This is a genomic window from uncultured Acinetobacter sp., from assembly GCF_947624825.1.
Taxonomy (GTDB): Bacteria; Pseudomonadota; Gammaproteobacteria; order Pseudomonadales; family Moraxellaceae; genus Acinetobacter.
In genome coordinates, this window is the sequence record NZ_CANQLZ010000022.1 from 1 (window position 1) to 23,373 (window position 23,373).

Genomic DNA, 23,373 nt, shown 5'->3' on the forward strand with positions numbered 1-23,373 from the left:
ATAATGAAGCTGGTAATGCGACATATACAAATTCAGCTATCTCATTAGCTAAATACTTTCGAATTTCAGGAACAAATGATGTAAATGAAATAATGATGAATAAGGGTGAAAATTTACTTCAGTATGAGGATTTTGGGATTTTCTTAAAACCTAGCTATATTCAAAAATCAGAAAGCAACAATGAGGGCAATGAAGAAAATACAGTAACAAGACCTCTTTTTGAGCAAGCGTATGAACCATCTTTCCCAACACTTAATTTTGTTGAAATTGAGCAAACATGGCGCCGCCCGTACTGGATGTCAGAAGATGGTGCTGTGATATATGGTGCGTATGGTGCACAGTTGATTCAAAGTAAAGATGAGTGGACTACAAAAGTTCAGGTCGGCACTGTGTCTTTACCACAAACCATCTTAGCAATTAGGACATTGGCAGATGGTGAGCTATTAATTTACTGCTCAAGAAATGAAGCTCAAAGTATTAAAGGTAAATTATATAAAACCGTTGGCTATGATCGCAACGATCCGAGTGTTGCGACTTTTAAAGAAGTATTTGAAATACTTTCTACACAAGCTGATATCAATAACACATGGGGACTAAGTGTCTATCAAAATGTTGTAGTGGCAAATGAGTATGGATTGCGTGGCGCTAACGGTGCAAAGCATGTCTATTTATCAACAGATTATGGTGAAACATTTAACTTAATCTTTAACTTGTATACGCAAGAAGTTGCAGGTAGACCACTACTAACTGATTCAGCTCATACGCACACCGCAGCATACGATCCTTACTACAATAGAATTTGGGTTGCCGTTGGTGATAGACCAAATACGGCATCTTATTTCAGTGATGATTTGGGACAAACGTGGACATTTATTCAAGGTTCTGAGGAAGTTCAATACACAGGAATTCAAGCACTTCCTGATTGTGTAATCTTTGGATCTGATCGAGCTCCAAATGGTGTCTATGTTTATTATCGAAACGGCAAAGATAAGCATCCAATCATTCAGCCTTTATTCATCATCAATGATTCAGAAGAATTGACGAATGTTTTTGGGTTGCCGTTCAAAAAAGACTGGCACCCAACCACCCCAACGTACTTTGTTGCTGATAAAACTGAGGGCACAAACTATAAGCCACAAATTATTGCGACTGTGGATGGCAGAAAAGCGCATTTTATGTATGAACATCCGACATCCGTGCGGATGTGGGCAGCACTTGGTCCAACAGCGCAAGGTAACATTATTACTGTAATTCAGCCGGAATCAAGTCCAAACGGATTAGTGATTTTAAAAGCAACAGCACCGAACTGGATCAAAGTATAAATCACACCCGCCACGGCGGGTTTTTTATTACCAAAATATAGGGACTGCTATGCAGGAACATGAAAAAAACTTACTTTTTATTATTGTAATCGGAGCACTGATTGGCTTTGCAAATTTGCTTGTATCCGATGAAAAGCTAACATGGCGTTTAATTATTGGTCGGACAATTTTAGGCGCAGCGACTTCTACGATCGCAGGGGCAATCGTATTGCAAATACCAGATGTAAATCCACTGGTACTGATTGCAGCAGCATCAGCACTTGGTATTTTAGGAAGTACATTTGTTGAATCTTGGTTGAAACGTCGGGCAACTGGTTGGGGCATGAAATGAAGAAACAAATTTTTGATCTTATTCGTGGCGTATTAGGCAAACTTTCTCAATCACAAGTTGATGTGTTGGATCGTGCATTGAATGAGGTTGGCATTGCTGAAGATTTGCAAAAAACAATCAGCTCAAAAGGTGTCGAATTTATTGCAGGCTTTGAAAGTTTGCAGCTCAAAGCTTATTTATGCCCGGCAAACGTTTGGACGATCGGGTGGGGAACTACGGTTTACCCACATGGTCAACGAGTTAAAAAAGGCGATACATGCACAGTTGAACAAGCCAAGGCTTACAAAAATCACGATCTGCAGCGCTTTCAAAAGTGCGTGAGCGATGCTGTGACTGTGCCGATCAATCAAAACCAGTTTGATGCACTCGTCTCTCTAACCTACAACATTGGCGAAGCTGCGTTTAAAAGCTCAACATTACTTAAAAAATTGAATGCGGCTGACTACAACGGAGTAGCAGATCAATTTTTAGTATGGAATAAATCTAAAGGCAAAGTCTTAAATGGCTTAGTGAATCGTCGTGCAGCTGAGCGTACGTTGTTTTTGAAGCCTTAAAACAAAAAAGCCCTCAAATGAGGGCTTTTAATTAAGGGCTATTTTGGCCTTTTCTGAATAAAATCATTCAGATCTTAAAAACATTGAATAAGATGGCATAATTGCTAAAATATACTTCGTTTTTTACTGCTGTTTTGTGTTTATTTTGCATCAATTTTGCAACCATTAAAATAAACATAATAAAAACAGCATCTTACTTACAGGTTATCTCAATGCTTTCTATTTATTTAACAGATGTTCGAAAACAGGTGCAATTTAAGGATTATCCGGGTGAACATCCTGTTAAATTTATTCTTAATTTTAAAAAAATATTTCCAAGCGTCATGGAATTAATTTTACCTGTATTACCAGAGAGTGAAGACTTAGAAGAAATGACTTGGGAATCCACCACCAAAGATTTTGAAATCTTTAAGTTATTACTGACAGGGTGGGGTGTGGTTGAATTACGTTTGAGTGCCATTGCACAGTTTAAAAATAAAAACTTTGCTGACCAATTGGTGAAAAACGCGCAACAACAACGTAAACAATGGTCACACAAAAACCAAAAGCTTTCGAATATGCAACTTGATTATTTATTACTACATCATATGCATACTTTAATTGATGCAGAGTTGGTTGAGTTGGGTGAAAAATTCTATTTACCTACTTTACGTGATCTTTGGAAAGGTTATGTGCCACAACCGGTACTGAATGCGCAAATTTAAATCAAGTAAAATCCTCCCAAGCGGAGGATTTTTTTAGCATGAAATTGCATTATTTTTCACTTAAAATCACAAAACTTCAATTGTTGAACTTAATGATCTTGTTACAATTGTGACTTAAAATACTTTCTGCCCATCCATGTGAGGAAATTTAGATGTCAAATCAGTTTTTACAACTTATTGAAAAACGACGTAGTATTTATGCCATTGGTAAAAATGTTGAGCAAACGCCTACTTACTTAACTGATTTGATTCAAAATACCATTAAACAAAGCCCATCATCATTTAACTCACAATCTTCACGTGCAGTGATTTTATTTAATGCAGAACATGAAAAATTTTGGGATTTGGTGAAAGAGCAGTTAAAAGCTTATGCCAAAGATGCTGAAAGTGCCGCAAAAACTGATGCCAAAATAGATAGTTTTGCAGCAGGTCTTGGTACGGTTTTATTTTTTGAAGATCAAGAGGTGGTGACAGGTTTACAAACCAATTTCCCATCGTATGCAGACAATTTTCCTGTTTGGGCAGAACATTCTACTGCAATTGCGCAGTTTGCTACATGGACGGCTCTATCCATTGAAGGCCTAGGTGCATCTTTACAGCACTATAATCCGATTGTAGATCAACAAGTTCATGCACAGTGGAATATACCTGTAACATGGAAACTGCGTGCCCAATTGGTGTTTGGTTCAGTTGAAGGCGAGCCAAACGACAAAACCTATATGGATGACGCTGAACGTTTTAAAGTCTTTGGTGCTTAAAATCAAAAGCCTCGCAATCGCGAGGCTTTTTTTATAGGCTAAAAAGCCACACCAATTTGGTTAAAATATAACAAGCCTCATTCTTTTACAAATAAAATCAGATTAAAAATAACACAAGCAACTAATCTTCATATTGGTGAATAAAAAAGCAAAAAATGCTTTTAAAATATGTTTTTATAATCTATATTGGGTTTATGTAAACTTTTGTGTATTTCATATCAAAGGTTTAGCAATCTTCTTATCCGTTTGTGGTGGGATGCAGAAATGCTAAGACGTGGTGGTTTACTGCTGGTGTTTGCCGCAGTGTTATTACAGTTAGCGGTACACTTACAGCCGTTATTGCCAGAGCAGTATCACATTGCTCCGGCTTGCCATGCTTTGACACATCGTCTTCTTACTCCAATCGACACGCATGATCATGCTGATCAATCTGATGAGTTTGATTTTAAGCGACTTCTCGTTTATCACCATGAACATGTTCATGATTTGAATAATCATCATTGCCAATATTGTACCGTGCATGCAGATACTGTATTGCCTTTAAATTTAAATGTTGATCAAGTTATTGATCGGATTCAAGTTCGTTATTTGGCATTTATTCAAAATCATAAGCAGATCTATTTTGCTCTGCAACGCCTCTTTCTCATGCCACAAGGTCGTGCGCCCCCAATTGCTCTGTAACTTGAATTCTTTTTTTTAAGTTTTTATTGAGTAATTTACATGTCATTTTTTCAATTTTCCTACATGTTGTGGGATGGGCAACGTATTGCCAAAAATCAGCCGATATTTGAGGTGGTAGCATGAATTTAGGTCTAACTGCTTTAGAATTGGCGCGTATTCAGTTTGCATTTACTGTCTCGTTCCATATTATTTTTCCAGCGATTTCGATTGGCTTAGCCAGTTTCTTGGCGGTATTAGAATACCGTTGGCTCAAAACCAAAGATCCGGTCTATCAAGATTTATTTAAATTTTGGGTCAAAATCTTTGCTGTGGCTTTTGGGATGGGGGTGGTGTCAGGTGTGGTCATGAGTTACCAATTTGGCACCAATTGGAGTGAATTTTCCCGTGTGGCAGGTAGTGTCACTGGACCTTTACTCACCTATGAAGTGTTAAGTGCTTTCTTCTTAGAAGCTGGCTTTTTGGGCATTATGTTGTTTGGTTGGGGACGGGTTGGACCGCGTGCGCATTTTTTTGCCACACTGATGGTCGCTATTGGTACCTGTATTTCCATGTTTTGGATTTTATCATCCAATAGTTGGATGCAAACACCACAAGGCTTTAGTATTCAAAATGGTCTGATTGTGCCTGAAGATTGGTTTGCGATTGTGTTTAATCCATCGTTTCCGTATCGTTTGTTACATATGGCAGCCGCTGCCTTTTTAGTGTCCGCATTATTGGTTGCAGCAACTGCTGCTTGGCATTTATTAAAGGGTCGCCGTGACCGTTTAGTCAAAACCTCTTTTTCGATGGCACTTTGGTTAATTTTAATACTTGCGCCGCTGCAAGCAGTGATTGGTGACTTCCATGGTTTAAATACCCTGAAATATCAACCTGCCAAATTAGCAGCCATTGAGGGACATTGGGACACCAACCATGATCATGGTATGCCACTGTATTTATTTGGTATGCCGGATATGCAAGCCGAAGAAACCAAATATGCCATTGGTATTCCAAACTTGGGTAGCTTGATTATGACCCACACCCTAGATGGTAAAGTGACAGGCTTAAAAGAGTTTGCACCTGAAGATCGTCCAAATTCACCTGTGGTGTTTTGGAGTTTCCGTATTATGGTGGGCTTAGGTGTCTTGATGATTCTATTGGCACTTTGGGGTCTATGGTCACGCCGTAAAGAAGCTTTATATGACAATAAAAATTTACAACGCTTTGCTTTAATTATGGGTCCATCGGGTTTTATTGCCGTGCTTGCCGGTTGGTTTACCACAGAAGTGGGCCGTCAGCCTTGGGTAATTTATGGGGTTATGCGAACCAAAGATGCTCTATCTGCGGTATCTGCTGAGCAAGTCGGCTTTACCTTAATCTTATTTGTACTGGTGTACTGTGTGGTGTTTGGAATTGGCATTTACTATATGTTGCGTCTGCTGCATAAAGGGCCTGAATTTATCCATTCACAACCGGCCAACGAACAAGACATTATCTTGGCATCTAAACGTCCACTGAGCAGCATCAAAGAAGGTTTAGCCGATGAGGAGCACAAACAATGATTGATTTATCTTTGATTTGGGTGGTCATCATCGCCATAGGTGTCTTTATTTATGTAATGCTAGATGGTTTTGATTTAGGGATTGGGATTTTATTTCCATTTATCAAAGACAAACAAGAACGCGATGTCATGATGAATACCGTTGCACCAGTTTGGGATGGCAATGAAACATGGATGGTGCTAGGTGGTGCTGCCTTGTTTGCTGCTTTTCCTGTGGTATATGCCACAGTACTATCGGCTTTATATTTACCTATTACTTTCATGGTGATTGCACTCATTTTTCGTGGGGTGGCTTTTGAATTTCGTTTTAAATCACAGCGTTCACAACATTGGTGGGATCGTGCCTTTATTGGGGGGTCTGTTTTTGCAAGTTTCTGTCAAGGGGTGATTTTAGGGGCATATATTCAAGGTATTCCAACCAATGCTTTAGGGATATATACCGGAGATGGTTGGGATTGGTTAACGCCGTTTTCTTTATTTACGGGTGTCGGCGTGGTGGTATTGTATGCCGCATTGGGCTGTGGTTGGTTAATTTTTAAAACTGTAGAACGTTTGCAAAAAGACATGTACCACTTGATGCCAAAATTACTCATAGCGTTGTTTGTGATTTTTGCAGCGGTCAGTATTTATACCCCAATGGCGCATCCCGATATTGCTGCACGTTGGTTTAATCCTGATTTAGTGATGTATTTAAGTCCTGTGCCATTATTGGTGGTGTTATTTACCTTTTTGGCGATTCGTGCTTGTCGTCAGGGTTATGAGTTACGTCCATTTATGTATACGCTGGCGCTGATGTTTTTAGCATATACAGGCTTTATGATTAGTCTATGGCCTTATATCATTCCGCCGTCGCTTACTATTTGGCAGGCGGCAGCACCTGAGAGTAGTCAGTTGTTTGCCTTAATTGGTGCTTTAGTTCTAATTCCAATTATCTTAATGTATACCATTGCATCGTATTGGGTATTTCGTGACAAAGTACGTATAGGCGATGACGGTTATCACTAGGAGTCAACCATGAAACTATCGCAAACACAGTGGTTTATTGTGCTGTGGCTGACAGGTTTTATCGCATTGGCCTTGATTGCAGGAGCATTTAGGATGTTGGTGCAATTGGCTTATTAAGTGAAATGTATTCTAAAATGGCTCGTTAAACGAGCCATTTTTATGATAAAAAGTACAGAAAAGCAGCAGATTTTTTGCTAAAATACTGCGCTTTATTGGCGATCAGTTGAGTGCTATGTCCTTAGAATTGCAAAACCTCTTTCATGCCTTCGCGCTGAGTGAACAACAGCTTAAACATATTTTGCTGTATTTGGACTGTAAAGATGTAGAGACATTGCAACGAGGTTTAAACCAAGCTGCTGAAAAGCGTGCCTTACAACCTGTAACCCAATTGTATGTGCTGCAACAAAGTGAACAAACCCCATCGATTAGCTATGCTATTGCGCCACTATTATGCAGTGTGTTAGATCACAGCACACATTATGTTGCACAAGCTGAAGCTTGGTTAACTGACTTTTATCAACATTATTTCCGTATTGACGCTTTAGCCTCAGCCAAAGCACAATCGTTAAACAATATGCAGCTTTGTTTGGCTTTAAGTGAAACTCAACTCAGCCCAACTGAGTTTTATGTGGCCAGTCTGTTACAAGCCTTACTTGATCCAAATGCCAAAACCATTGTGACTTTAGGTCAGCAACAATTAATTGCCGAACTTAAACAACAGTTCATGGCGTACTACGCTGTAGAAATTTTTGAGATCTGCTCAAGCTTTAGTGCTATTGAATTAACCGACATACAAACCAAGAAGCTATTTTGGAAACGTAAAGATGAAGCTTTGGCACAGGTCAGTCAACAAATTGCCTATGACAACTCGCCTTTAATTGCCAAATTATGCGATTTATCGCGTACAGATGCCGAGCGCTTTATTGATGATTTGATGTATGGCGAACATGTGTTTGAAAAAGTTTCGGTATTAGGTGAATTTAGTGACACGGTGTATAAGCATCAACAAGAAATGCTACACAAAATGAGTGCCTAAACTCAAATCAGTAGTGAGCAGCTTCGGCTGCTTTTTTATGCAATATGTACTTAAAATCTAGCACTTAGTAAAGATGTTTAAATCGCCTATGAACAAATCACAAGGTTATTGAAAATGACAAAAATTTATTTGGTCCGCCACGGACAAGCGTCGTTTGGTGCAGCCAACTATGATCAGCTATCTGAACGTGGTCAGATGCAGGCCAAAGTTTTAGGGCAGTACTTTAAACGCGTGATTCAACAGCAACCTTATGTCGTGGCAGGCGCTTTACAGCGTCATCAGCAAACTGCACAGTTGGCCTTAGCAGCTTCATTTGCTCAGGCAGATATTCATACCTCTACGCTGTGGAATGAGTTTGACCACCAACATGTATTGGCGCAATATGATTCACGCTTGGCCGAGCTGCAGTGGTTACAGCAACAATTAAAACAGGTAAAACAGCCACGCGATTATTTAGCCCAACTGTTTTATCCAGCCATGCAGCGTTGGAGTGAGGGCAATCCCGAGCATCAGTATCAAGAAACATGGTTGGATTTTCAGCAGCGTGTCAAACAAGGTTTGGAGGCACTCTGCCATGAGATTACAATGCATGCGCCACCTGTAGTTGTGGTGTTTACCTCCGGCGGAGTAATTTCGGTGGCCGCGGCACAGGTGCTTGGTTTATCGGCACAACAGACTTTTGCAGTTAATTGGCAAATTACCAACGCAAGTTTTACCACACTCACCTATGTAGATGGTCAGCTTAATTTGTGTAGTTTAAATGAACATCATTATTTGCTTGAGCAGCAGCCTGATTTACTAACTTGGCTTTAAGTAATAAACAGGCAAATTCACATGAAAATGTAAATAAGTAGAATGATTCTTATTTCTAACTATTTATTTAAAATGGTCACAAATTTAAAGAAAATGGCAAGCAAAAGTTAAAATTGATTAAAATTTAAGCAAACCCGCTAAAAAAAACACATTAGCCGATTCTTTTTTTATAAATTTGATTTAATGTACAACTGTCCATAAATTAAAGGTTTTGCATATGTCAATTTCCTCAGAGATGACAGACCAACAACGGATTCAAAAGGTTCGAACTGTGGTTACTCAAGCAGGAGAGGAGCTACGTGAACGTCATCCCATTTTAAAGCATCAAGACTTTATTGGTGCGAGCATTTTGGTATTTGCGTTATCAGGTATGCTTGGCTGTGCTGCATTGTACGCATTTGGGATTTTGCCTGCGTGGGCATGTATTCCATTAATTGCGATCTTTGCATCTTTGACGCATGAATTAGAGCATGATCTGATTCATTATATGTATTTTAAAAAGAACAAAGTTGCGCATCATATTATGATGAGCTTGGTGTGGTTAGCGCGTCCAAATACAATTAGCCCATGGACACGTCGACGCATGCATTTGCATCACCACAAGTTTTCAGGCACAGAACACGACCTAGAAGAACGTGGTATTGGTAATGGCATGCCGTGGGGTCTGCGCCGTATTTTAATCACCAGTGATCAGTTAATGACGGTATATTTACGTCCTATACAAATGTTGAAGATGCTGAAACTGTTTATCTCAAAACAGCCTGAAAATGAGCGTCGTCGTACCGTGATTTCACAAATTTTGGGCTTTATTCCGTTGGGTTTAATGTACTACGGTTTATGGTACTGTTTTGTGATTTTCCACGTGGTCGATCATATGGCGGTTTGGTTTGGTTCGGCAGTAGAATGGTCAACGAATACTTTAGCTGCCATGAAAGTGGTGAATTTCTTAGCTGTGGTCTGGGTGATTCCAAACTTTATTCGCTCATTTAGCCTACAGTTTGTGAGCTCAAATATGCATTATTATGGCGACATTGACCCACGTGATGTGATTAAACAAACCCAAGTGTTGACGCCGTGGTGGTTAGTACCATTCCAAATTTTCTGCTGTAACTTTGGTTCCACCCATGCGATCCATCATTTTGTGGTAAAAGAACCGTTTTATATTCGCCAAATGACGTCAAAAACTGCACATAAAGTCATGCGTGAGGTGGGTGTACGTTTTAATGATTATGGTACGTTTAAGCGTGTCAATCGTTGGAATAAAGCTTAATATTCAATTTGATCATCAAAAGCTAGACTGAGGTCTGGCTTTTTTTATGTCTAAATGCTTGCCTCTAGCGTGTATTGTTTTTAAGCTCAAGCGACCATAAAAGTGAAATGATCTATGAAATTAAAAATTGCCACTTTGGGCTTATTACCAATCCTTGCCATGCAAGCCAAATATGTGAAGAAAAATACCCCACGTTTAGCCGAGCCGAGTGGCGCCCGTCAAGGAAAATGTGGGCAAGGAGATGCATTATCAATCTTGATTGTGGGGGATTCTGCCGCAGCAGGAGTAGGGGTTGAGCAACAAAGTCAGGCTTTGCTTGGGCAGTTATTGCAGCGTTTACAAGCTGATTATCAGATTAGCTATCAATTAGAAGCCAAAAGTGGGTGTACTACAGCGCAACTCAGAAAAGCCGTTCAAAAATTACCCATACAACATTTTGACGTGGTGATCAGTTCAATTGGCGTGAATGATGTGACTCGCCTCATTTCACCTCAAGCATGGTTGGCACAGCAACAGCGGTTATATCGCATTATTCAACATAAATTTAATCCAAAATTGATTGTGGTGGCAAGTGTGCCCCCAATGCATCTTTTTCCTGCCTTGCCACAGCCCATGGCATGGTTACTTGGGCAATATGCCAAAGAAATGAACCAATCTTTACAGCGTTATATGACATCACAGCCTAACATGCTTGGCTTAGCGTATGATTTGGCAGAGTATCAAGCCATGAATCTGCAGATGGCCAGTGATGGTTTTCATCCAAGTGCTGAAATTTATGCGTTTTGGGCAGATAAAATGGCCAAAAACATTAAACATAGATTAATGACTCATCCGTCTTAACAGTCACTTGCAGATTAAAGGTAACCACTATGCGCATCGAAACCCATCCTTTGCCACCTTTTTTACCCCATAATGCTAAATTATTGATGTTAGGCTCATTTCCTCCGCAACCACATCGCTGGAAAATGCAGTTTTACTATCCTAATTATCAAAATGATATGTGGAAAATCTTTGGGCTGATCTTTTTTAAAGACGCTTATTATTTTTTAGATGTGGTCAATACATGTTTTTATGAACAAAAAATACGTGATTTTTTAACTGAAATTGGCATCGCGATTTATGATACAGCTTATCAAGTGATTCGTTTAAACAATAACGCGGCAGATAAGTTTTTACAGATTTATACGCCGACAGATTTAAATGCATTATTGGCTCAAATCCCGCATTGTCAGCATATTATGACCACAGGTGATAAAGCCACAGACACGTTGCTAGAGGCTATGCCTGTAGGCACGATAAAGCCTAAAATAGGTGAAATGAGTGAAACGTATTTTGCACAACGTGAGTTAAAGCTCTACCGTTTGCCATCTTCCTCAAGAGCTTATCCCTTAGCTCTTGAGAAAAAAGCTGCTGCATATGCTGATGTTTTTCAGGCTATAGGTTTATTAAAATAGCCTAAGTTAATTAAACATCATATTCAACATAATCCCATAAATTTAAACGCGCTTTAATATCACGGCGTAAAGTCGGCAACATAGGCAACAAAGTAGCATCTAACCACAGACTAAGCGCTTCGGCTGAAATCACTTGTTGCTCGGCATCTACCACTTGAGCACCACTGACCATTAAACGACTTGCACCAAAATCTTGAGTTTCAATGCCTTTAAATAAGACCTGTAGCTCATGACCGGTATCAACAATCACCCAATCGAGTTCAATATGAATCGCTTGATCGGACTGTAGTACCACTTGACCATTTAAATGCGCGCTTTCATGCAGACAATCGTGTTCAACACGCACCTTTGCTAATACCCAATCTTGACCGCCAAGTTGAGCAAGTGTTGTGTAAGGCGTGAGCAGATCATTGAAATTAAATTGACGCTGAAGATCTAAAAATTGCATACAAGGAGATGGGATAATAAAAACCGCATCTTAAAACAAATCAGCAGGTGAGTAAATTTGTTGGCTACTTTAAGCTAAAACAACACTCAGCTCAGATATTTTTTATCTTATGTGGTTACATTAACCATTCAATGGGTAAAAATGACACGGCATAAATTGCCATACGCTGAAAAGCGGTGGTTTCAGGGTCGTGAGTATGTTGTATGACTGAGCCGTCTGACTTTTGTTCATGCCATACAATTTGATCATCTTGATTGAGTTTAAGTTGATAAGCAACATGCGGTAAGTACTGTTCTAAACTTTGGGTAATTTGTTGCTGTAATATACTAGATTCCACCACCAAACCCACTTCGCTATTTAAATGCGCTGAGCGTGGATCAAAATTAAATGAACCAATAAAAACTTTGCCATCCATATCAAAAAATTTAGCATGTAAACTCGAATGATTTTTACCTTTGGCTGGAATTAAATTACCCGTCAGGCGCTCATACCAAGTTCGATCCAACCGCTCAATATAGGGTTTAAATTCATACAGCTCTACACCGCTTTTGAGCAGTGGGTAGCGGTATTTTTGATAAAATGCATGTACCAATGCCACGTCATTGGCTACTAAAGAATTGGTTAATATTCTGACCCTTACATTTTGTTTGGCCAATTGGCTTAAATAATGCGTGCCCCTTGGGGTGGGTACAAAGTAAGCCGAAACCAATTCAAGCTGTTGTTTGGGTTGTCCCATCAAATGAGTCATTTGTTTTGAAATTAATTGATGGTCACTGGCTTGACCACGAATTTTATCAGGGTGATCACCAACAAAATGTGCTTTCGCCCATTGAATGGGATGCTGTTTAAGTTGCTGTTGAATATCAACTTCGGCTGTTTGTATTTTTTGCTGTGTAGTGGCTTGAGCAAAAATCTCACTTTGATATGCACGACGTAAGTCATTTAAAGCATTTGAATTAGAGTGAGGCAAAATTTGTTTGCTGCTATAACTTAACTCATCATTCCAAAAGTCTAAAAACAATTGGTTGGCCGCTTTTAGCGCCGTGCCATAAAACAAAATATCTAAATCGGTAAACTGAAAATCATCACTGGCATCAAAGTACTCTCGACTAATATTGCGTCCACCGGTCACGGCAATACTGCCATCGGCAATAATTAATTTATTATGCATGCGATGATTCACCTGTTGCAGACGTAAGGTGTAATCTAAAACGCGAAAGTTGCGAAATTTATACGGGTTAAACAGTTTAATGGCAAAGTTGGGATGTTGGCTTAAAGCCTGTAATTGGGGATCGAGTTGCGTACCATTTTGATCATCAAGCAAAAGACGAATTTTTACCCCACGATCTGCTGCTTTTAACAGCTCAGCCAACATCATGCGACCAATTTCGTCATCGTTCCACATGTAATACTGCAAATCCAGATGATGTTTGGCTTGGCGAATTAAATACAAACGTGAAGCAAGACTTAAAAAGGCATCATCTAAAGCAAGATAAGCTGTTAAACCCTTTTCAAGCTGTTGAGCGCTATGTTCATCATTTAGCCAATGTTGCGGAGGTAACTGTAGCGTTGGATCAGATTTGGCTAAATTAGGTGCAAGATCACAGCCCATGAGTATACTAGTGGTGAGTATCAAGCTGGTTATTTTTATTATTTGCGTATCTTTCATGCGACTAAGCTACTGTTAGATGTTATTCAGATAATCAAATGATGTTAGCGCTTGAAACCCAGAATAAAAAGCGGTTACTGTTAGTAAACTGTTAAATCATCGCAATATTTAAGGAATCTCTTTGATGAAATCTCGTGCTGCGGTTGCGTTTGCGCCAGGTCAACCTCTACAGATCGTAGAAATTGATGTGGCACCACCTCAAAAAGGTGAAGTTTTAGTTAAAATTACCCATACTGGTGTTTGCCATACCGATGCTTTTACTTTGTCGGGCGATGATCCTGAAGGGGTATTCCCCGCGGTGCTTGGGCATGAAGGTGCAGGAATTGTGGTTGAAGTGGGTGAAAGTGTCACCTCTGTGCAACCAGGCGATCATGTGATTCCGCTTTATACGGCTGAATGTGGTGAATGCTTATTCTGTCAATCAGGCAAAACTAACCTGTGTACTGCAGTGCGTGCCACACAAGGTAAAGGTTTAATGCCAGATGGCACCACGCGTTTTTCATATAATGGCGAGCCAATTTATCATTATATGGGCTGCTCAACCTTTTCTGAATATACCGTGGTGGCTGAAGTATCTTTGGCAAAAGTCAATCCGGATGCAAATCCTGAACATGTTTGCTTATTGGGTTGTGGCGTGACCACAGGTTTAGGTGCAGTCAAAAACACCGCCAAAGTACAACAAGGCGATACCGTAGCTGTATTTGGCTTAGGCGGTATTGGTTTGGCTGTGGTACAAGGCGCTAAAAAAGCCCAAGCTGGTCGTATTATTGCTGTAGACACCAATCCTGAAAAATTTAAGTTGGCTGAAGAATTTGGTGCAACAGACTTTGTCAATCCAAAAGACTATGACAAACCTGTACAAGAAGTGATTGTAGACATGACCGGTTGGGGCGTGGACCATTCGTTTGAATGTATTGGTAATGTCAATGTAATGCGTTCGGCTTTAGAATGTGCGCATCGTGGTTGGGGGCAATCTGTGATCATTGGTGTGGCAGGTTCAGGTCAAGAAATTTCAACACGCCCATTCCAATTGGTGACTGGTCGTACTTGGAAAGGTACAGCCTTTGGTGGCGTAAAAGGTCGTTCAGAATTACCCGGCATGGTTGAAGAAGCTATGAAAGGTGAGATTCAACTTGAACCATTTGTCACCCATACCATGGGGCTAGATAAAATCAATGATGCTTTTGATTTAATGCATGAAGGTAAATCGATCCGTTCTGTGGTTAATTTCCAAGATTAAGATTTTATTTACAAAAACGGGCATGATGCCCGTTTTTTTATGCCATTTTACAATTACTATTTGCAGCAAAATTTATAAGATTTATTCACCCATTAAAATGTCATCGCAATAAAAATAAGTCTATGAACAAGAAATATTTTTAAAAAAACTATTGTCAAAGTTAACAACAATGCGTATGTTAAAGCTTAAGTCAATATTTTATTAGACAGTCATTATGCTTTGGCAATCTGTATCCGTTCACGCTTATTTTTATTTTTGGCAATTTAGATAGTTGCCTGAAGGCGTTCGGGCATAAAAAGGTTGCCCACCAGTTTATACCTGAGCGGCAACCCGCTCAGGTTTTTTTATGTCAGTCATTTTTGGAGAAATTTCATGCGTACATTCAACAAGTCATATTTTAGCAACGTGTATTGGTTTTACTTAATGTCAGTACGCAATCATACGCTTAGACCCATAACGCTCAAATAAAAAGATAGGACGTCTGGTCCATAGGAATACTCATCATGAATGCTTTAAATACGGCTTTGCAACAACCGACTCAAGAAACCACTTTGGTATTGCCACAACAACTTAAACAAAAATTACCGCTGAATGACGCTTTAGCACGTCAAGTGGCAAAGCAACGTCAAACCATTCAACAGATATTAAATGGTCAAGATTCACGTTTGATGATTGTGACAGGTCCTTGTTCAATCCATGACGAAACAGCAGTGCTTGAATACGCTGAAAAATTACAAAAACTACAACAACAGCTTGATCAGCACATTGTATTTGTGATGCGTGCTTATATTGAAAAGCCAAGAACTACAGTCGGTTGGAAAGGATTTTTGTACGATCCACAGTTAGACGGTTCTAACAATATGCCATTGGGTTTAGAAAAATCGCGTGCTTTGTATTTAAAAATCATTGAAATGGGTTTGCCGATCGCATCTGAGATTTTAAGTCCAATGGCAACGGCATATTTTGATGATCTGTTGGCATGGGGTGCCATTGGAGCACGTACCAGTGAGTCGCAAATTCACCGTGAAATTTCAAGTCATATGCCATTTGCAGTAGGCTTTAAAAATGGCACAGATGGCTCGATTCAAATTGCTTTAGATGCGATTCAATCTGCTAGTCAGCCACATCAGTTTTTAGGTTTGGGGCAAAATGGTTTACCGTGTTTAGTGAGTTCTCAAGGCAATCCTAAAGCACATTTAATTTTACGTGGCAGCAATAGCGGACCCAATTATAGCTTGGCTGAAATTGAGAAAATTAAGCTTAAATCTGCTCATCTACCTGCTTTAGTGATTGATTGTAGTCATGGCAACAGTGCAAAGAATCCATTGTTACAGCCTGATGTGTTAATGACCATTGTGGCTGAGCGTGCGCACACGGCGGTACGTGGTGTGATGCTAGAGAGTCATTTACAAGATGGTGCACAAAAAATTTCTAGTGACATGGAATATGGTCAATCAATTACCGATGGTTGTTTAGGTTGGCAGAAAACCGAACGCTTATTTTTACAAGTTGCAGATGCACTTGCAGCACAGCACTTGGCAAAAACCGCCTAAAACTTAGACACTTGAAAAAGACGCGATATAAAGCGTCTTTTTTTTATGTCTTAGCTAAAAAAAATGAAAAAAAATGGCGATTACTTGGCAAAGTGAAGATTTGTTTTTTAAAGGCGTCTTTGTCATGATGAGGATAAGCTTAATAATTTTAAGTTGATGTTTAATAAGAAATTCTTATTAAATTACTCAGGATTTAAAAAACAGGCAAAATAGCATGTATAACGCAGAACTCTTAGATGAAGCACAACGTTTTATGTTTCATATGTTGGGGAAAGTATTTGAATTTGGTGGTTCAGATTTATTCATTACTGCCGATTTTCCGCCGAGTATGAAGCATCAAGGCATGATGAAAAAACTCTCGCAACAAGAATTGTCGGCAGAAAAAACCAAGCTATTTGCCTATAGTTTAATGAATGACAAACAACGCGCTGAGTTTGAAGAAAATCTAGAATGTAACTTTGCAATCTTTGTGCCGAATGTGTCACGCTTTCGGGTCAACATTTTTCAGCAGCAGCATCAAGTGGGTATGGTGATTCGTACCATCACCGCAGATATCCCGAATTTTGATAAGCTGAAATTACCGCTCAAGCTCAAAGACGTGATGATGGAAAAGCGCGGCTTAATTTTAGTGGTGGGTGCAACAGGTTCTGGTAAATCCACTTCATTGGCTGCCATGATTGACCATCGTAATGAACATTCAGCAGGGCATATTATTACTGTTGAAGATCCGGTGGAATATGTGCATAAACATAAACAGTCTATGATTACCCATCGTGAAGTGGGTGTAGATAGTCACTCTTGGCACAATGCCTTAAAAAATACTTTACGTCAGGCACCTGATGTGATTTTAATTGGTGAGATTCGCGATACCGAAACCATGGAACATGCGCTAGCTTTTGCTGAAACCGGACATTTGTGTTTGGGTACACTACACGCTAACAATGCCAACCAAGCGCTTGATCGGATTATTAATTTTTTCCCTGAAGAACGTCGCAATCAAGTTTTGATGGATTTATCTTCCAATATGAAGGCAATTGTGTCGCAGCGCTTAATTCGTACGCAAGATGGCACAGGGCGCCGTGCTGCGGTAGAAATTTTACTCAATACGCCTTTGATTAGTGAAAATATCTTAAAGGGTAATTTTCATATGCTCAAAGAAATTATGACCAAATCGCGTGAACTGGGTATGCAAACCTTTGACCAAGCTTTATTTGACTTATATAACGAAGATTCAATTGGTTATGATGAAGCGATTCGTAACGCTGACTCAATGAATGAACTACGTTTACAAATTAAACTCAAAAGTACCCGTGTTGATCAAAATCGCCCTGTAGAAAATGGTTTAAAAGGTCTAGGCTTAATTCAAGACGACGAACCTGAACAAAGCAGCAAGATGACAGAAATGAGTTAATAGAGCTTATTAAAAAAAGGGAGTAATCGCTCCCTTGTTTAAGCTGTAGTTCTACGGTTAACCACTAAGGCATAAAATGCTAAAGTGGATAAAGTGAGTATGGCACACAGTAAATAAGCCAAACTATAACTATATTGAGAAATGATTAAGCCTAAGAGTAAGGAACCCAGTGCAATCCCAATGTCATAACAGGTGAAAAAAGTAGAGGTGGCATGACCAATACGTGCTTTTGGTGCACGTTGAATGGCAAGTGTTTGTAAGCAAGGTTGCAAAGAGCCAAAGCCCATCCCGACACACACCGCTGATAACATCAATCCCATGACACTTTGTGTTTGACTTAATAGCGCTAAACCGATTGCAAAGAGGGTGATGGCAGGATAAATCACATAGCTGGCACCTTTACGGTCATAAATTTTACCCGTGATGGGACGTAGACTCATCATTGAAATTGCAAACACCACAAAAAACACACTGGCATATTCAAGTAAGCCTTGTGCATCTGCAAAAGGTGAAATATACGACATAATACTGGCGTATGAAATTGAAATGAGCATTGCCAAGATAGAAACTGATAAAGCTTTTTTCTCAATAAAATCATGCACACTTAAACGTCGTGTAGCACGTTGTATGGGAACATCGTTTGCAATTGGAATCATAAAGCAAAAAATAAAACCTAAAAAAATGATCCCAGCCAATAGACTACTAATCAATAAATAGGAAAAATCTTGTAATAAGGTCAAGCCTAACAGCGGACCAAGCACAATGCCTAAATTTACCGACATGACAAAATAACCCATGCCTTCACCTTTGCGTTCAGGTGGAATAAAGTCATTGGCAATTGGAACGGTCACGGTGGTTAAAATACTAAACCAAATCCCATGTAAAAATCGAATCACCAGCAGTGCCATTAAGTTATCTGCAAAAATATAGGCAACCGCGCATAAACAAAACAAAGTTTCAGAGACATATAAGGTTTTCTTACGCCCAAATTTCTCAATAATTAAACCACTAAACGGACGTACTGCAATGGATGACACCATAAACAAGGTCATGGCCAAACCGGCATCGGTGAGTGTACCCCCCAAATCATTCAAAATATAAATGGGTAAAATGGTGATTTGGGCAAAATAGAAGATAAATAAAAATAGATTGTTCAGTAAACAAAATATAAATGATTTATTCCACAACACAGGCGTAACAGCAGACATAACAAACCTAGATGATCAATGAGAACAGCTGTTTGTACTAAGGCAGAGCAATTGATATTTAAAATTATGATACAGGTGCACTTAAGCAAGACAGCAAATATAAATACATGCTGCATATTAATTAAAAAGTAATCAAATGTATAGTGCCTTGTTTTAATGGCTTGATTCTATGGGTTTTGATATTATTTTTGTTGAATTGGTATAGTTTTAAGTGATGATATTAATTGTTTTTTTGTATTAATAAAAAGAATCAGCCCTGAGGCTGATTCTTGATAAAGCTTATAAACCCGCTTCGTAATCAGTACTTGAAAGTAAGCTGTCTACATCACTTAAATGATCTGGATTAATTTTATAAATCCAACCTTTGCCATAAGGCGCATCGTTAATGAAATCAGGGTCATCTTCAAGATCTGGATTAACTTCAACTACAACACCTGACACAGGAGCGTGAATATCAGAGGCAGTTTTGACCGACTCGACTACACCTGCTTGTTCGCCTGCTGTGACACGTTGTCCCACTTCCGGTGCTTCAACATAGACTAAATCGCCTAAGGCATCTTGTGCATGGTCAGAAATACCGGTAACAACAAGATCACCTTCAACTTTAATCCATTCATGCGTACGTGCATATTTTAATTCTGAAGGGTGATTCATGGATAACTCCTTACAACTTACAACGTGTTTTTATGCTGTGTTATACATGCTTTTGCAGTAAAACAAAAGTCCAAACTCACAAGATTATGCAGCCTTGTCAGGTTGGGAAAATACCACAATATTGGTATCTGAAGTCATTAGTACATCCCCATGTTGATTTAAGGCTTGGGTGTGATAACTCACAATCGCTTGATTGGGTTTAGATTTTGAACGACGAATATGGGTAATTTCAACTTCAACATGCAATTCATCACCCGCCCGGGTGGGTTTGAGCCAACGTACATGTGAATCTGTACCGACTAAACCATTGGCAATGGGCATACATTCAGCCCAAAGACGCATACACACCGCTGACGTATGCCAACCACTTGCAGCTAAGCCTTTAAAAATAGGATGCTGCTCGGCAGCTTTTGCATCTGTATGAAAGCTTTGTGGGTCAAATTGAGCGGCAAATTGTAAAATTTCTTCTAATTGCATGGGATAGCTTTGACTGATAAAACGCTGTCCCACACTTAAATCATCTAAATACAACATAGTTTTCCTTATCATGCTTGTTCTTGGTCGGCGATAAATCCGCCAGTTTGTCGCTGCCATAACTTAGCATAAATTCCATTGAAAGCCAGCAACTCGGCATGACTGCCTTGTTCAGCAATTCGACCTTGATCAAGTACAATTAAGCGATCCATTTGTGCAATGGTCGATAAACGATGGGCAATGGCAATCACGGTTTTGCCGTGCATCAGCTCATCTAAACTGCTTTGAATGGCAGCTTCAACTTCTGAATCTAAAGCAGAGGTGGCTTCATCTAAAATTAAAATCGGTGCATCTTTTAAAAATACCCGTGCAATGGCAATACGTTGGCGTTGTCCACCTGAGAGTTTCACGCCACGTTCACCAACATAAGCCTCATAACCTGTTTGACCATACAGATCGGTCAGCTCAGGAATAAAATCTTCTGCCTTGGCTTTTGCCACAGCGGCATACATTTCGGCATCGGTAGCATCGGGGCGGCCATATTTAATGTTTTCTGCCACAGAGCGATGCAGCAATGAGGTGTCTTGGGTCACAAGTGCAATGTTTTTTCTTAAGCTGTCTTGGGTGATGTGTTGAATATCTTGTCCATCAATACAAATTTGACCTTGTTGCGGTTGGTAAAAACGCAGTAATAATTGAATTAAAGTGGATTTACCCGCACCTGAGCGTCCAACAATACCAATCTTTTCACCAGCACGAATTTTTAAGTTTAACCCATCAATCACAGGGCGTTCGTTGTAAGCAAAGCCTAAGTTTTTAAACTCAATTTCGCCGTGACTTAAATTTAAGGCTTGAGCATGCGGTTGGTCTTGAATGTGGATGGGTTTGCCTAAGGTTTTCATACCATCTTGAATGGTGCCGACATTTTCAAATAAAGCGGAAGTTTGCCACATCATAAATTCAGCAATGCTATTGAGCTTTAAAATCATGGCTGTGGTGGCTGCAATAACCCCCAATTCTGCACGACCATTAACCCATAACCAAATAGCAGTACCTAAAACTCCCACATACAGCACTAAGCTTAAGACTTTAATACTCACCTCATAGCCGGTGCCTAAGCGCATTTGTTTATATACCGTCACCATAAAGGTCTGCATGGAAGCTTTGGCGTACTGGCTTTCACGTCCGGCATGGGCAAACAGTTTTACGGTTTGAATATTGGTATAGGCATCGGTGACACGTCCGGTCATCACGGCGCGAGCGTCGGCTTGTTCATTGGAAATGCGGCTTAAACGTGGAATAAAATAGCAAGCCGCCAAAATAAACAACACAAGCCACACTAAAAGCGGTAACAACAATAAGGGTGAAATTGCACCAAGCACCAAACTTACGGTGATAAAGTAAATCGTGACGTAGGCCAACATGTCACCCAAAATGACCCAAAATTCACGCACCGCAAGCGCAGTTTGCATGACTTTTGCTGATAAACGTCCGGCAAAGTCATTGTGGAAAAAGTCTAAACTTTGTTGCAACAGTAAATTGTGAAAGCGCCAGCGTAAACGCATGGGAAACGTGCTGTATAAAATTTGGTGCTTAATGATGGATTGCATGCTAGCAAACAACACATTGGCCAATAAAATACAGCTTAAAATAGTAAGATTGGTTTGATGTTGTGCCAAAAATGTATCGGGTTGGCTTTGGCTAAGCCATGTGACCAAATCTCCAATTTTGGAATAGAGCAATGCTTCAAAGCTGGCAGCCCCTGCGGTACACAGCACTAAAAACAATAAATACGGACGCACGCCTTGAGAGGCTTGCCAAACAAAGGCAAAAAAGGTGGTGGGTAGTGGTTGGTTTAAACCCTCGTTGGGATAAGGATTTACGCGCTTTTCAAACCACTTTAACATAGACCAACCACTCAGCTTAAAAAACTGCAATTATACTGTGATTGGCTGCAATTGCATGTGAAGTTTATGACTATGCTTAACATAAAAAAACCGCACAAGGCGGTTTTTTAACAACTTACCACATGAGGTCATCAGGAATCACATAGGCTGCATACGGATCTTCTTCATCCGTAGTATCGGCATCTTGCTGTGAATTGTTAACTAAAATAAAGCCTTCCATTTTAGCATCAATACGATCCGCTAAGGCTTTAGGCAACACCGCATAACTTTCTACATCTTTGGCAATCACTAAAGAACCTGCCACAAGTGCATTATAAATTTGTTGATTGATATAGATTTTCTTAATGGTGCCATCAATAAATTGGTAGCTTAAATCGCCATCAGTTTGCCCAATTTTGTGCTGCTTAATCATTTGAATAATTGCCGCTTTAAGCTCTTTTTCTTGCAAAGCGGCTTTTTGCGTGGCAGCTAAAGCCAAGTCTTTTTCCAATTTGGCTTGTTGGTCTTGGGCAATTTTAGCTTTGATGGCAGCTTCATCGCTTTGACCAGTGCGTTGTTCGTGCACAGCTTGTTTAGAGAGCTTTTTCGCTTTTTTATTATCGACTAAACCAGCTTTAAGCAACTGGGCTTGTAATGCATTTTTCATAACGTTTCCAAAATTAATCGTGTCGATAAGACCAGTAAACCACCCAATAGATCACGCTCATGAGCAGGCTTAAGCTGGCAGGGACTAAGAATGCGTTGAATTGTAATAAAGGATAAATCCATGTTGCAATGATTCCACCGACCAAAAAGCCAAATAAAATCAAAAGATGTAAGATTACACGGCGCCGACCTGCACTTAAACCACGTAATAAATAGCCTAAGGCTAAACCTAAATCGGTGAGTACACCAGATAAATGCGTAGTTCGAATAATCGCACCTTGGTAATGACTCACCATGGCGTTTTGTAAGCCCATAGCAACCGCCGCCCATAACAGCGCATAACGCGGCCAATAAGGCAAAAACACCCAACACAGTACAATAAAAAAAGCCACTAAACTCAAAGGAATACCATAACGGCGTCCTAAGCGAAAGTGGCTATTGGCTAAAATTAGCCCGCTATACATTGACCCTAAAACATAACTGACCACAATGCACAAGGCATAGAGCAAACTGTCCAAATTACCATGCAGTAAATGAATAGCCAAGAGACTCACATTGCCTGTCATATGTGAAATGGCTTGATTCAAGACGGTCAGCAAGCCAAGTACATTTATCATTCCTGCATTGACTGCAAGAAAGAACGCGCCCAATTGCACCCAAATCGGTAAATTCTGAAAAGGCATAATGTTAGAATCA

Annotated in this window: 25 protein-coding genes; 17 read left to right on the plus strand and 8 right to left on the minus strand. The window is 39.8% G+C overall.

All coding sequences use genetic code 11. The features are described 5' to 3' along the window. The 14 genes from Q0017_RS06750 to Q0017_RS06815 all read left to right on the plus strand — a co-directional run. Nucleotides 1-1,322: hypothetical protein (locus Q0017_RS06750; protein ID WP_298144408.1), on the plus strand; the 1,322-nt coding region annotated here is incomplete at its 5' end. A 49-nt stretch (nucleotides 1,323-1,371) separates the two neighbouring features. Further along, nucleotides 1,372-1,653 carry a holin gene (locus tag Q0017_RS06755; protein ID WP_298144410.1) on the plus strand — a complete coding sequence of 94 codons (282 nt, stop codon included), beginning with the start codon at nucleotides 1,372-1,374 and terminating at the stop codon, nucleotides 1,651-1,653. Then, a complete protein-coding gene (locus tag Q0017_RS06760) occupies nucleotides 1,650-2,207 on the plus strand; it encodes a lysozyme (protein ID WP_298144413.1) in 558 nt (185 codons plus the stop codon). Before Q0017_RS06755 ends, Q0017_RS06760 begins: the two co-directional genes overlap by 4 nt. 212 nt (nucleotides 2,208-2,419) lie before the next feature. Continuing rightward, a complete protein-coding gene (locus tag Q0017_RS06765; protein WP_298144415.1) occupies nucleotides 2,420-2,911 on the plus strand; it encodes a hypothetical protein in 492 nt (163 codons plus the stop codon). A 152-nt stretch (nucleotides 2,912-3,063) separates the two neighbouring features. Continuing rightward, nucleotides 3,064-3,669 (plus strand): nitroreductase family protein, encoded by a 606-nt coding sequence (locus Q0017_RS06770; RefSeq protein WP_298144418.1) that lies wholly within the window; start codon nucleotides 3,064-3,066, stop codon nucleotides 3,667-3,669. 264 nt (nucleotides 3,670-3,933) lie between these two features. Further along, nucleotides 3,934-4,350: a DUF2946 domain-containing protein gene (locus Q0017_RS06775; protein ID WP_298144421.1), complete on the plus strand. Its 417-nt coding sequence runs from the start codon at nucleotides 3,934-3,936 to the stop codon at nucleotides 4,348-4,350. Nucleotides 4,351-4,469: 119 nt separating this feature from the next. Then, nucleotides 4,470-5,891, plus strand: a complete 1,422-nt coding sequence (locus tag Q0017_RS06780) for a cytochrome ubiquinol oxidase subunit I (protein ID WP_298144424.1) — start codon at nucleotides 4,470-4,472, stop codon at nucleotides 5,889-5,891. Further along, nucleotides 5,888-6,895, plus strand: coding sequence for a cytochrome d ubiquinol oxidase subunit II (gene cydB, locus Q0017_RS06785; RefSeq protein ID WP_298144426.1), 1,008 nt, complete (start codon nucleotides 5,888-5,890; stop codon nucleotides 6,893-6,895). Before Q0017_RS06780 ends, cydB begins: the two co-directional genes overlap by 4 nt. A 9-nt stretch (nucleotides 6,896-6,904) precedes the next feature. Continuing rightward, nucleotides 6,905-7,012, plus strand: a complete 108-nt coding sequence (locus Q0017_RS06790; protein WP_298144429.1) for a DUF2474 domain-containing protein — start codon at nucleotides 6,905-6,907, stop codon at nucleotides 7,010-7,012. 115 nt (nucleotides 7,013-7,127) lie between these two features. Then, the gene (locus tag Q0017_RS06795) at nucleotides 7,128-7,931 is read left to right on the plus strand and encodes a hypothetical protein (protein WP_298144431.1); all 804 of its coding nucleotides are present in this window, start codon (nucleotides 7,128-7,130) and stop codon (nucleotides 7,929-7,931) included. Nucleotides 7,932-8,045: 114 nt separating this feature from the next. Further along, complete coding sequence (locus Q0017_RS06800) at nucleotides 8,046-8,744, plus strand: histidine phosphatase family protein (RefSeq protein ID WP_298144434.1); 699 nt, start codon at nucleotides 8,046-8,048, stop codon at nucleotides 8,742-8,744. A gap of 217 nt (nucleotides 8,745-8,961) precedes the next feature. Next, nucleotides 8,962-10,014, plus strand: a complete 1,053-nt coding sequence (locus Q0017_RS06805) for a fatty acid desaturase (RefSeq protein ID WP_298144436.1) — start codon at nucleotides 8,962-8,964, stop codon at nucleotides 10,012-10,014. A gap of 114 nt (nucleotides 10,015-10,128) precedes the next feature. Next, nucleotides 10,129-10,854 carry an SGNH/GDSL hydrolase family protein gene (locus tag Q0017_RS06810; RefSeq protein ID WP_298144438.1) on the plus strand — a complete coding sequence of 242 codons (726 nt, stop codon included), beginning with the start codon at nucleotides 10,129-10,131 and terminating at the stop codon, nucleotides 10,852-10,854. A gap of 29 nt (nucleotides 10,855-10,883) precedes the next feature. Beyond that, the gene (locus tag Q0017_RS06815) at nucleotides 10,884-11,468 is read left to right on the plus strand and encodes a uracil-DNA glycosylase family protein (protein WP_298144441.1); all 585 of its coding nucleotides are present in this window, start codon (nucleotides 10,884-10,886) and stop codon (nucleotides 11,466-11,468) included. Between the two features lie 10 nt (nucleotides 11,469-11,478). Here the strand turns inward: Q0017_RS06815 and Q0017_RS06820 are convergent, their stop codons facing one another. Continuing rightward, nucleotides 11,479-11,916, minus strand: a complete 438-nt coding sequence (locus Q0017_RS06820; protein WP_298144444.1) for a hypothetical protein — start codon at nucleotides 11,914-11,916, stop codon at nucleotides 11,479-11,481. Between the two features lie 115 nt (nucleotides 11,917-12,031). After that, nucleotides 12,032-13,528: a phospholipase D family protein gene (locus Q0017_RS06825; RefSeq protein WP_298144447.1), complete on the minus strand. Its 1,497-nt coding sequence runs from the start codon at nucleotides 13,526-13,528 to the stop codon at nucleotides 12,032-12,034. Between the two features lie 181 nt (nucleotides 13,529-13,709). Here Q0017_RS06825 and Q0017_RS06830 point away from each other — a divergent pair, with 181 nt between their 5' ends. From Q0017_RS06830 to Q0017_RS06840, 3 genes are all read left to right on the plus strand, one after another. Continuing rightward, on the plus strand, nucleotides 13,710-14,825 hold the full coding sequence (locus Q0017_RS06830; protein WP_298144450.1) for an S-(hydroxymethyl)glutathione dehydrogenase/class III alcohol dehydrogenase: 1,116 nt from the start codon (nucleotides 13,710-13,712) through the stop codon (nucleotides 14,823-14,825). A gap of 503 nt (nucleotides 14,826-15,328) precedes the next feature. Next, on the plus strand, nucleotides 15,329-16,378 hold the full coding sequence (locus tag Q0017_RS06835; protein ID WP_298144453.1) for a 3-deoxy-7-phosphoheptulonate synthase: 1,050 nt from the start codon (nucleotides 15,329-15,331) through the stop codon (nucleotides 16,376-16,378). Nucleotides 16,379-16,592: 214 nt separating this feature from the next. Further along, a complete protein-coding gene (locus Q0017_RS06840) occupies nucleotides 16,593-17,789 on the plus strand; it encodes a PilT/PilU family type 4a pilus ATPase (protein ID WP_298144456.1) in 1,197 nt (398 codons plus the stop codon). 38 nt (nucleotides 17,790-17,827) lie between these two features. Here the strand turns inward: Q0017_RS06840 and Q0017_RS06845 are convergent, their stop codons facing one another. The 6 genes from Q0017_RS06845 to Q0017_RS06870 all read right to left on the minus strand — a co-directional run bounded on the left by Q0017_RS06845 (nucleotide 17,828) and on the right by Q0017_RS06870 (nucleotide 23,360). Next, nucleotides 17,828-18,997 carry an MFS transporter gene (locus Q0017_RS06845; protein WP_298144459.1) on the minus strand — a complete coding sequence of 390 codons (1,170 nt, stop codon included), beginning with the start codon at nucleotides 18,995-18,997 and terminating at the stop codon, nucleotides 17,828-17,830. Nucleotides 18,998-19,276: 279 nt separating this feature from the next. Next, entirely contained in the window at nucleotides 19,277-19,651 is a 375-nt protein-coding gene (gcvH, locus tag Q0017_RS06850; RefSeq protein ID WP_298144461.1) for a glycine cleavage system protein GcvH, read from the minus strand. A gap of 84 nt (nucleotides 19,652-19,735) precedes the next feature. Continuing rightward, entirely contained in the window at nucleotides 19,736-20,185 is a 450-nt protein-coding gene (locus tag Q0017_RS06855) for a MaoC family dehydratase (protein WP_298144463.1), read from the minus strand. Between the two features lie 11 nt (nucleotides 20,186-20,196). Then, on the minus strand, nucleotides 20,197-22,032 hold the full coding sequence (locus tag Q0017_RS06860) for an ABC transporter ATP-binding protein (protein ID WP_298144466.1): 1,836 nt from the start codon (nucleotides 22,030-22,032) through the stop codon (nucleotides 20,197-20,199). A gap of 115 nt (nucleotides 22,033-22,147) precedes the next feature. Then, on the minus strand, nucleotides 22,148-22,678 hold the full coding sequence (locus tag Q0017_RS06865) for a DUF2058 domain-containing protein (RefSeq protein ID WP_298144468.1): 531 nt from the start codon (nucleotides 22,676-22,678) through the stop codon (nucleotides 22,148-22,150). 13 nt (nucleotides 22,679-22,691) lie between these two features. Then, nucleotides 22,692-23,360 carry a YoaK family protein gene (locus Q0017_RS06870; protein ID WP_298144471.1) on the minus strand — a complete coding sequence of 223 codons (669 nt, stop codon included), beginning with the start codon at nucleotides 23,358-23,360 and terminating at the stop codon, nucleotides 22,692-22,694. Between the last annotated feature and the right edge of the window lie 13 nt (nucleotides 23,361-23,373).

What these genes read in the sequence shown, in the direction of transcription:
- Q0017_RS06755 (WP_298144410.1), top strand. Translation starts at nt 1,372, where the DNA reads ATGCAGGAACATGAAAAAAACTTACTTTTTATTATTGTAATCGGAGCA.
- Q0017_RS06760 (WP_298144413.1), top strand. Translation starts at nt 1,650, where the DNA reads ATGAAGAAACAAATTTTTGATCTTATTCGTGGCGTATTAGGCAAACTT.
- Q0017_RS06765 (WP_298144415.1), top strand. Translation starts at nt 2,420, where the DNA reads ATGCTTTCTATTTATTTAACAGATGTTCGAAAACAGGTGCAATTTAAG.
- Q0017_RS06770 (WP_298144418.1), top strand. Translation starts at nt 3,064, where the DNA reads ATGTCAAATCAGTTTTTACAACTTATTGAAAAACGACGTAGTATTTAT.
- Q0017_RS06775 (WP_298144421.1), top strand. Translation starts at nt 3,934, where the DNA reads ATGCTAAGACGTGGTGGTTTACTGCTGGTGTTTGCCGCAGTGTTATTA.
- Q0017_RS06780 (WP_298144424.1), top strand. Translation starts at nt 4,470, where the DNA reads ATGAATTTAGGTCTAACTGCTTTAGAATTGGCGCGTATTCAGTTTGCA.
- cydB (WP_298144426.1), top strand. Translation starts at nt 5,888, where the DNA reads ATGATTGATTTATCTTTGATTTGGGTGGTCATCATCGCCATAGGTGTC.
- Q0017_RS06790 (WP_298144429.1), top strand. Translation starts at nt 6,905, where the DNA reads ATGAAACTATCGCAAACACAGTGGTTTATTGTGCTGTGGCTGACAGGT.
- Q0017_RS06795 (WP_298144431.1), top strand. Translation starts at nt 7,128, where the DNA reads ATGTCCTTAGAATTGCAAAACCTCTTTCATGCCTTCGCGCTGAGTGAA.
- Q0017_RS06800 (WP_298144434.1), top strand. Translation starts at nt 8,046, where the DNA reads ATGACAAAAATTTATTTGGTCCGCCACGGACAAGCGTCGTTTGGTGCA.
- Q0017_RS06805 (WP_298144436.1), top strand. Translation starts at nt 8,962, where the DNA reads ATGTCAATTTCCTCAGAGATGACAGACCAACAACGGATTCAAAAGGTT.
- Q0017_RS06810 (WP_298144438.1), top strand. Translation starts at nt 10,129, where the DNA reads ATGAAATTAAAAATTGCCACTTTGGGCTTATTACCAATCCTTGCCATG.
- Q0017_RS06815 (WP_298144441.1), top strand. Translation starts at nt 10,884, where the DNA reads ATGCGCATCGAAACCCATCCTTTGCCACCTTTTTTACCCCATAATGCT.
- Q0017_RS06820 (WP_298144444.1), bottom strand. Translation starts at nt 11,916, where the DNA reads ATGCAATTTTTAGATCTTCAGCGTCAATTTAATTTCAATGATCTGCTC.
- Q0017_RS06825 (WP_298144447.1), bottom strand. Translation starts at nt 13,528, where the DNA reads ATGGGCTGTGATCTTGCACCTAATTTAGCCAAATCTGATCCAACGCTA.
- Q0017_RS06830 (WP_298144450.1), top strand. Translation starts at nt 13,710, where the DNA reads ATGAAATCTCGTGCTGCGGTTGCGTTTGCGCCAGGTCAACCTCTACAG.
- Q0017_RS06835 (WP_298144453.1), top strand. Translation starts at nt 15,329, where the DNA reads ATGAATGCTTTAAATACGGCTTTGCAACAACCGACTCAAGAAACCACT.
- Q0017_RS06840 (WP_298144456.1), top strand. Translation starts at nt 16,593, where the DNA reads ATGTATAACGCAGAACTCTTAGATGAAGCACAACGTTTTATGTTTCAT.
- Q0017_RS06845 (WP_298144459.1), bottom strand. Translation starts at nt 18,997, where the DNA reads ATGTCTGCTGTTACGCCTGTGTTGTGGAATAAATCATTTATATTTTGT.
- gcvH (WP_298144461.1), bottom strand. Translation starts at nt 19,651, where the DNA reads ATGAATCACCCTTCAGAATTAAAATATGCACGTACGCATGAATGGATT.
- Q0017_RS06855 (WP_298144463.1), bottom strand. Translation starts at nt 20,185, where the DNA reads ATGTTGTATTTAGATGATTTAAGTGTGGGACAGCGTTTTATCAGTCAA.
- Q0017_RS06860 (WP_298144466.1), bottom strand. Translation starts at nt 22,032, where the DNA reads ATGTTAAAGTGGTTTGAAAAGCGCGTAAATCCTTATCCCAACGAGGGT.
- Q0017_RS06865 (WP_298144468.1), bottom strand. Translation starts at nt 22,678, where the DNA reads ATGAAAAATGCATTACAAGCCCAGTTGCTTAAAGCTGGTTTAGTCGAT.
- Q0017_RS06870 (WP_298144471.1), bottom strand. Translation starts at nt 23,360, where the DNA reads ATGCCTTTTCAGAATTTACCGATTTGGGTGCAATTGGGCGCGTTCTTT.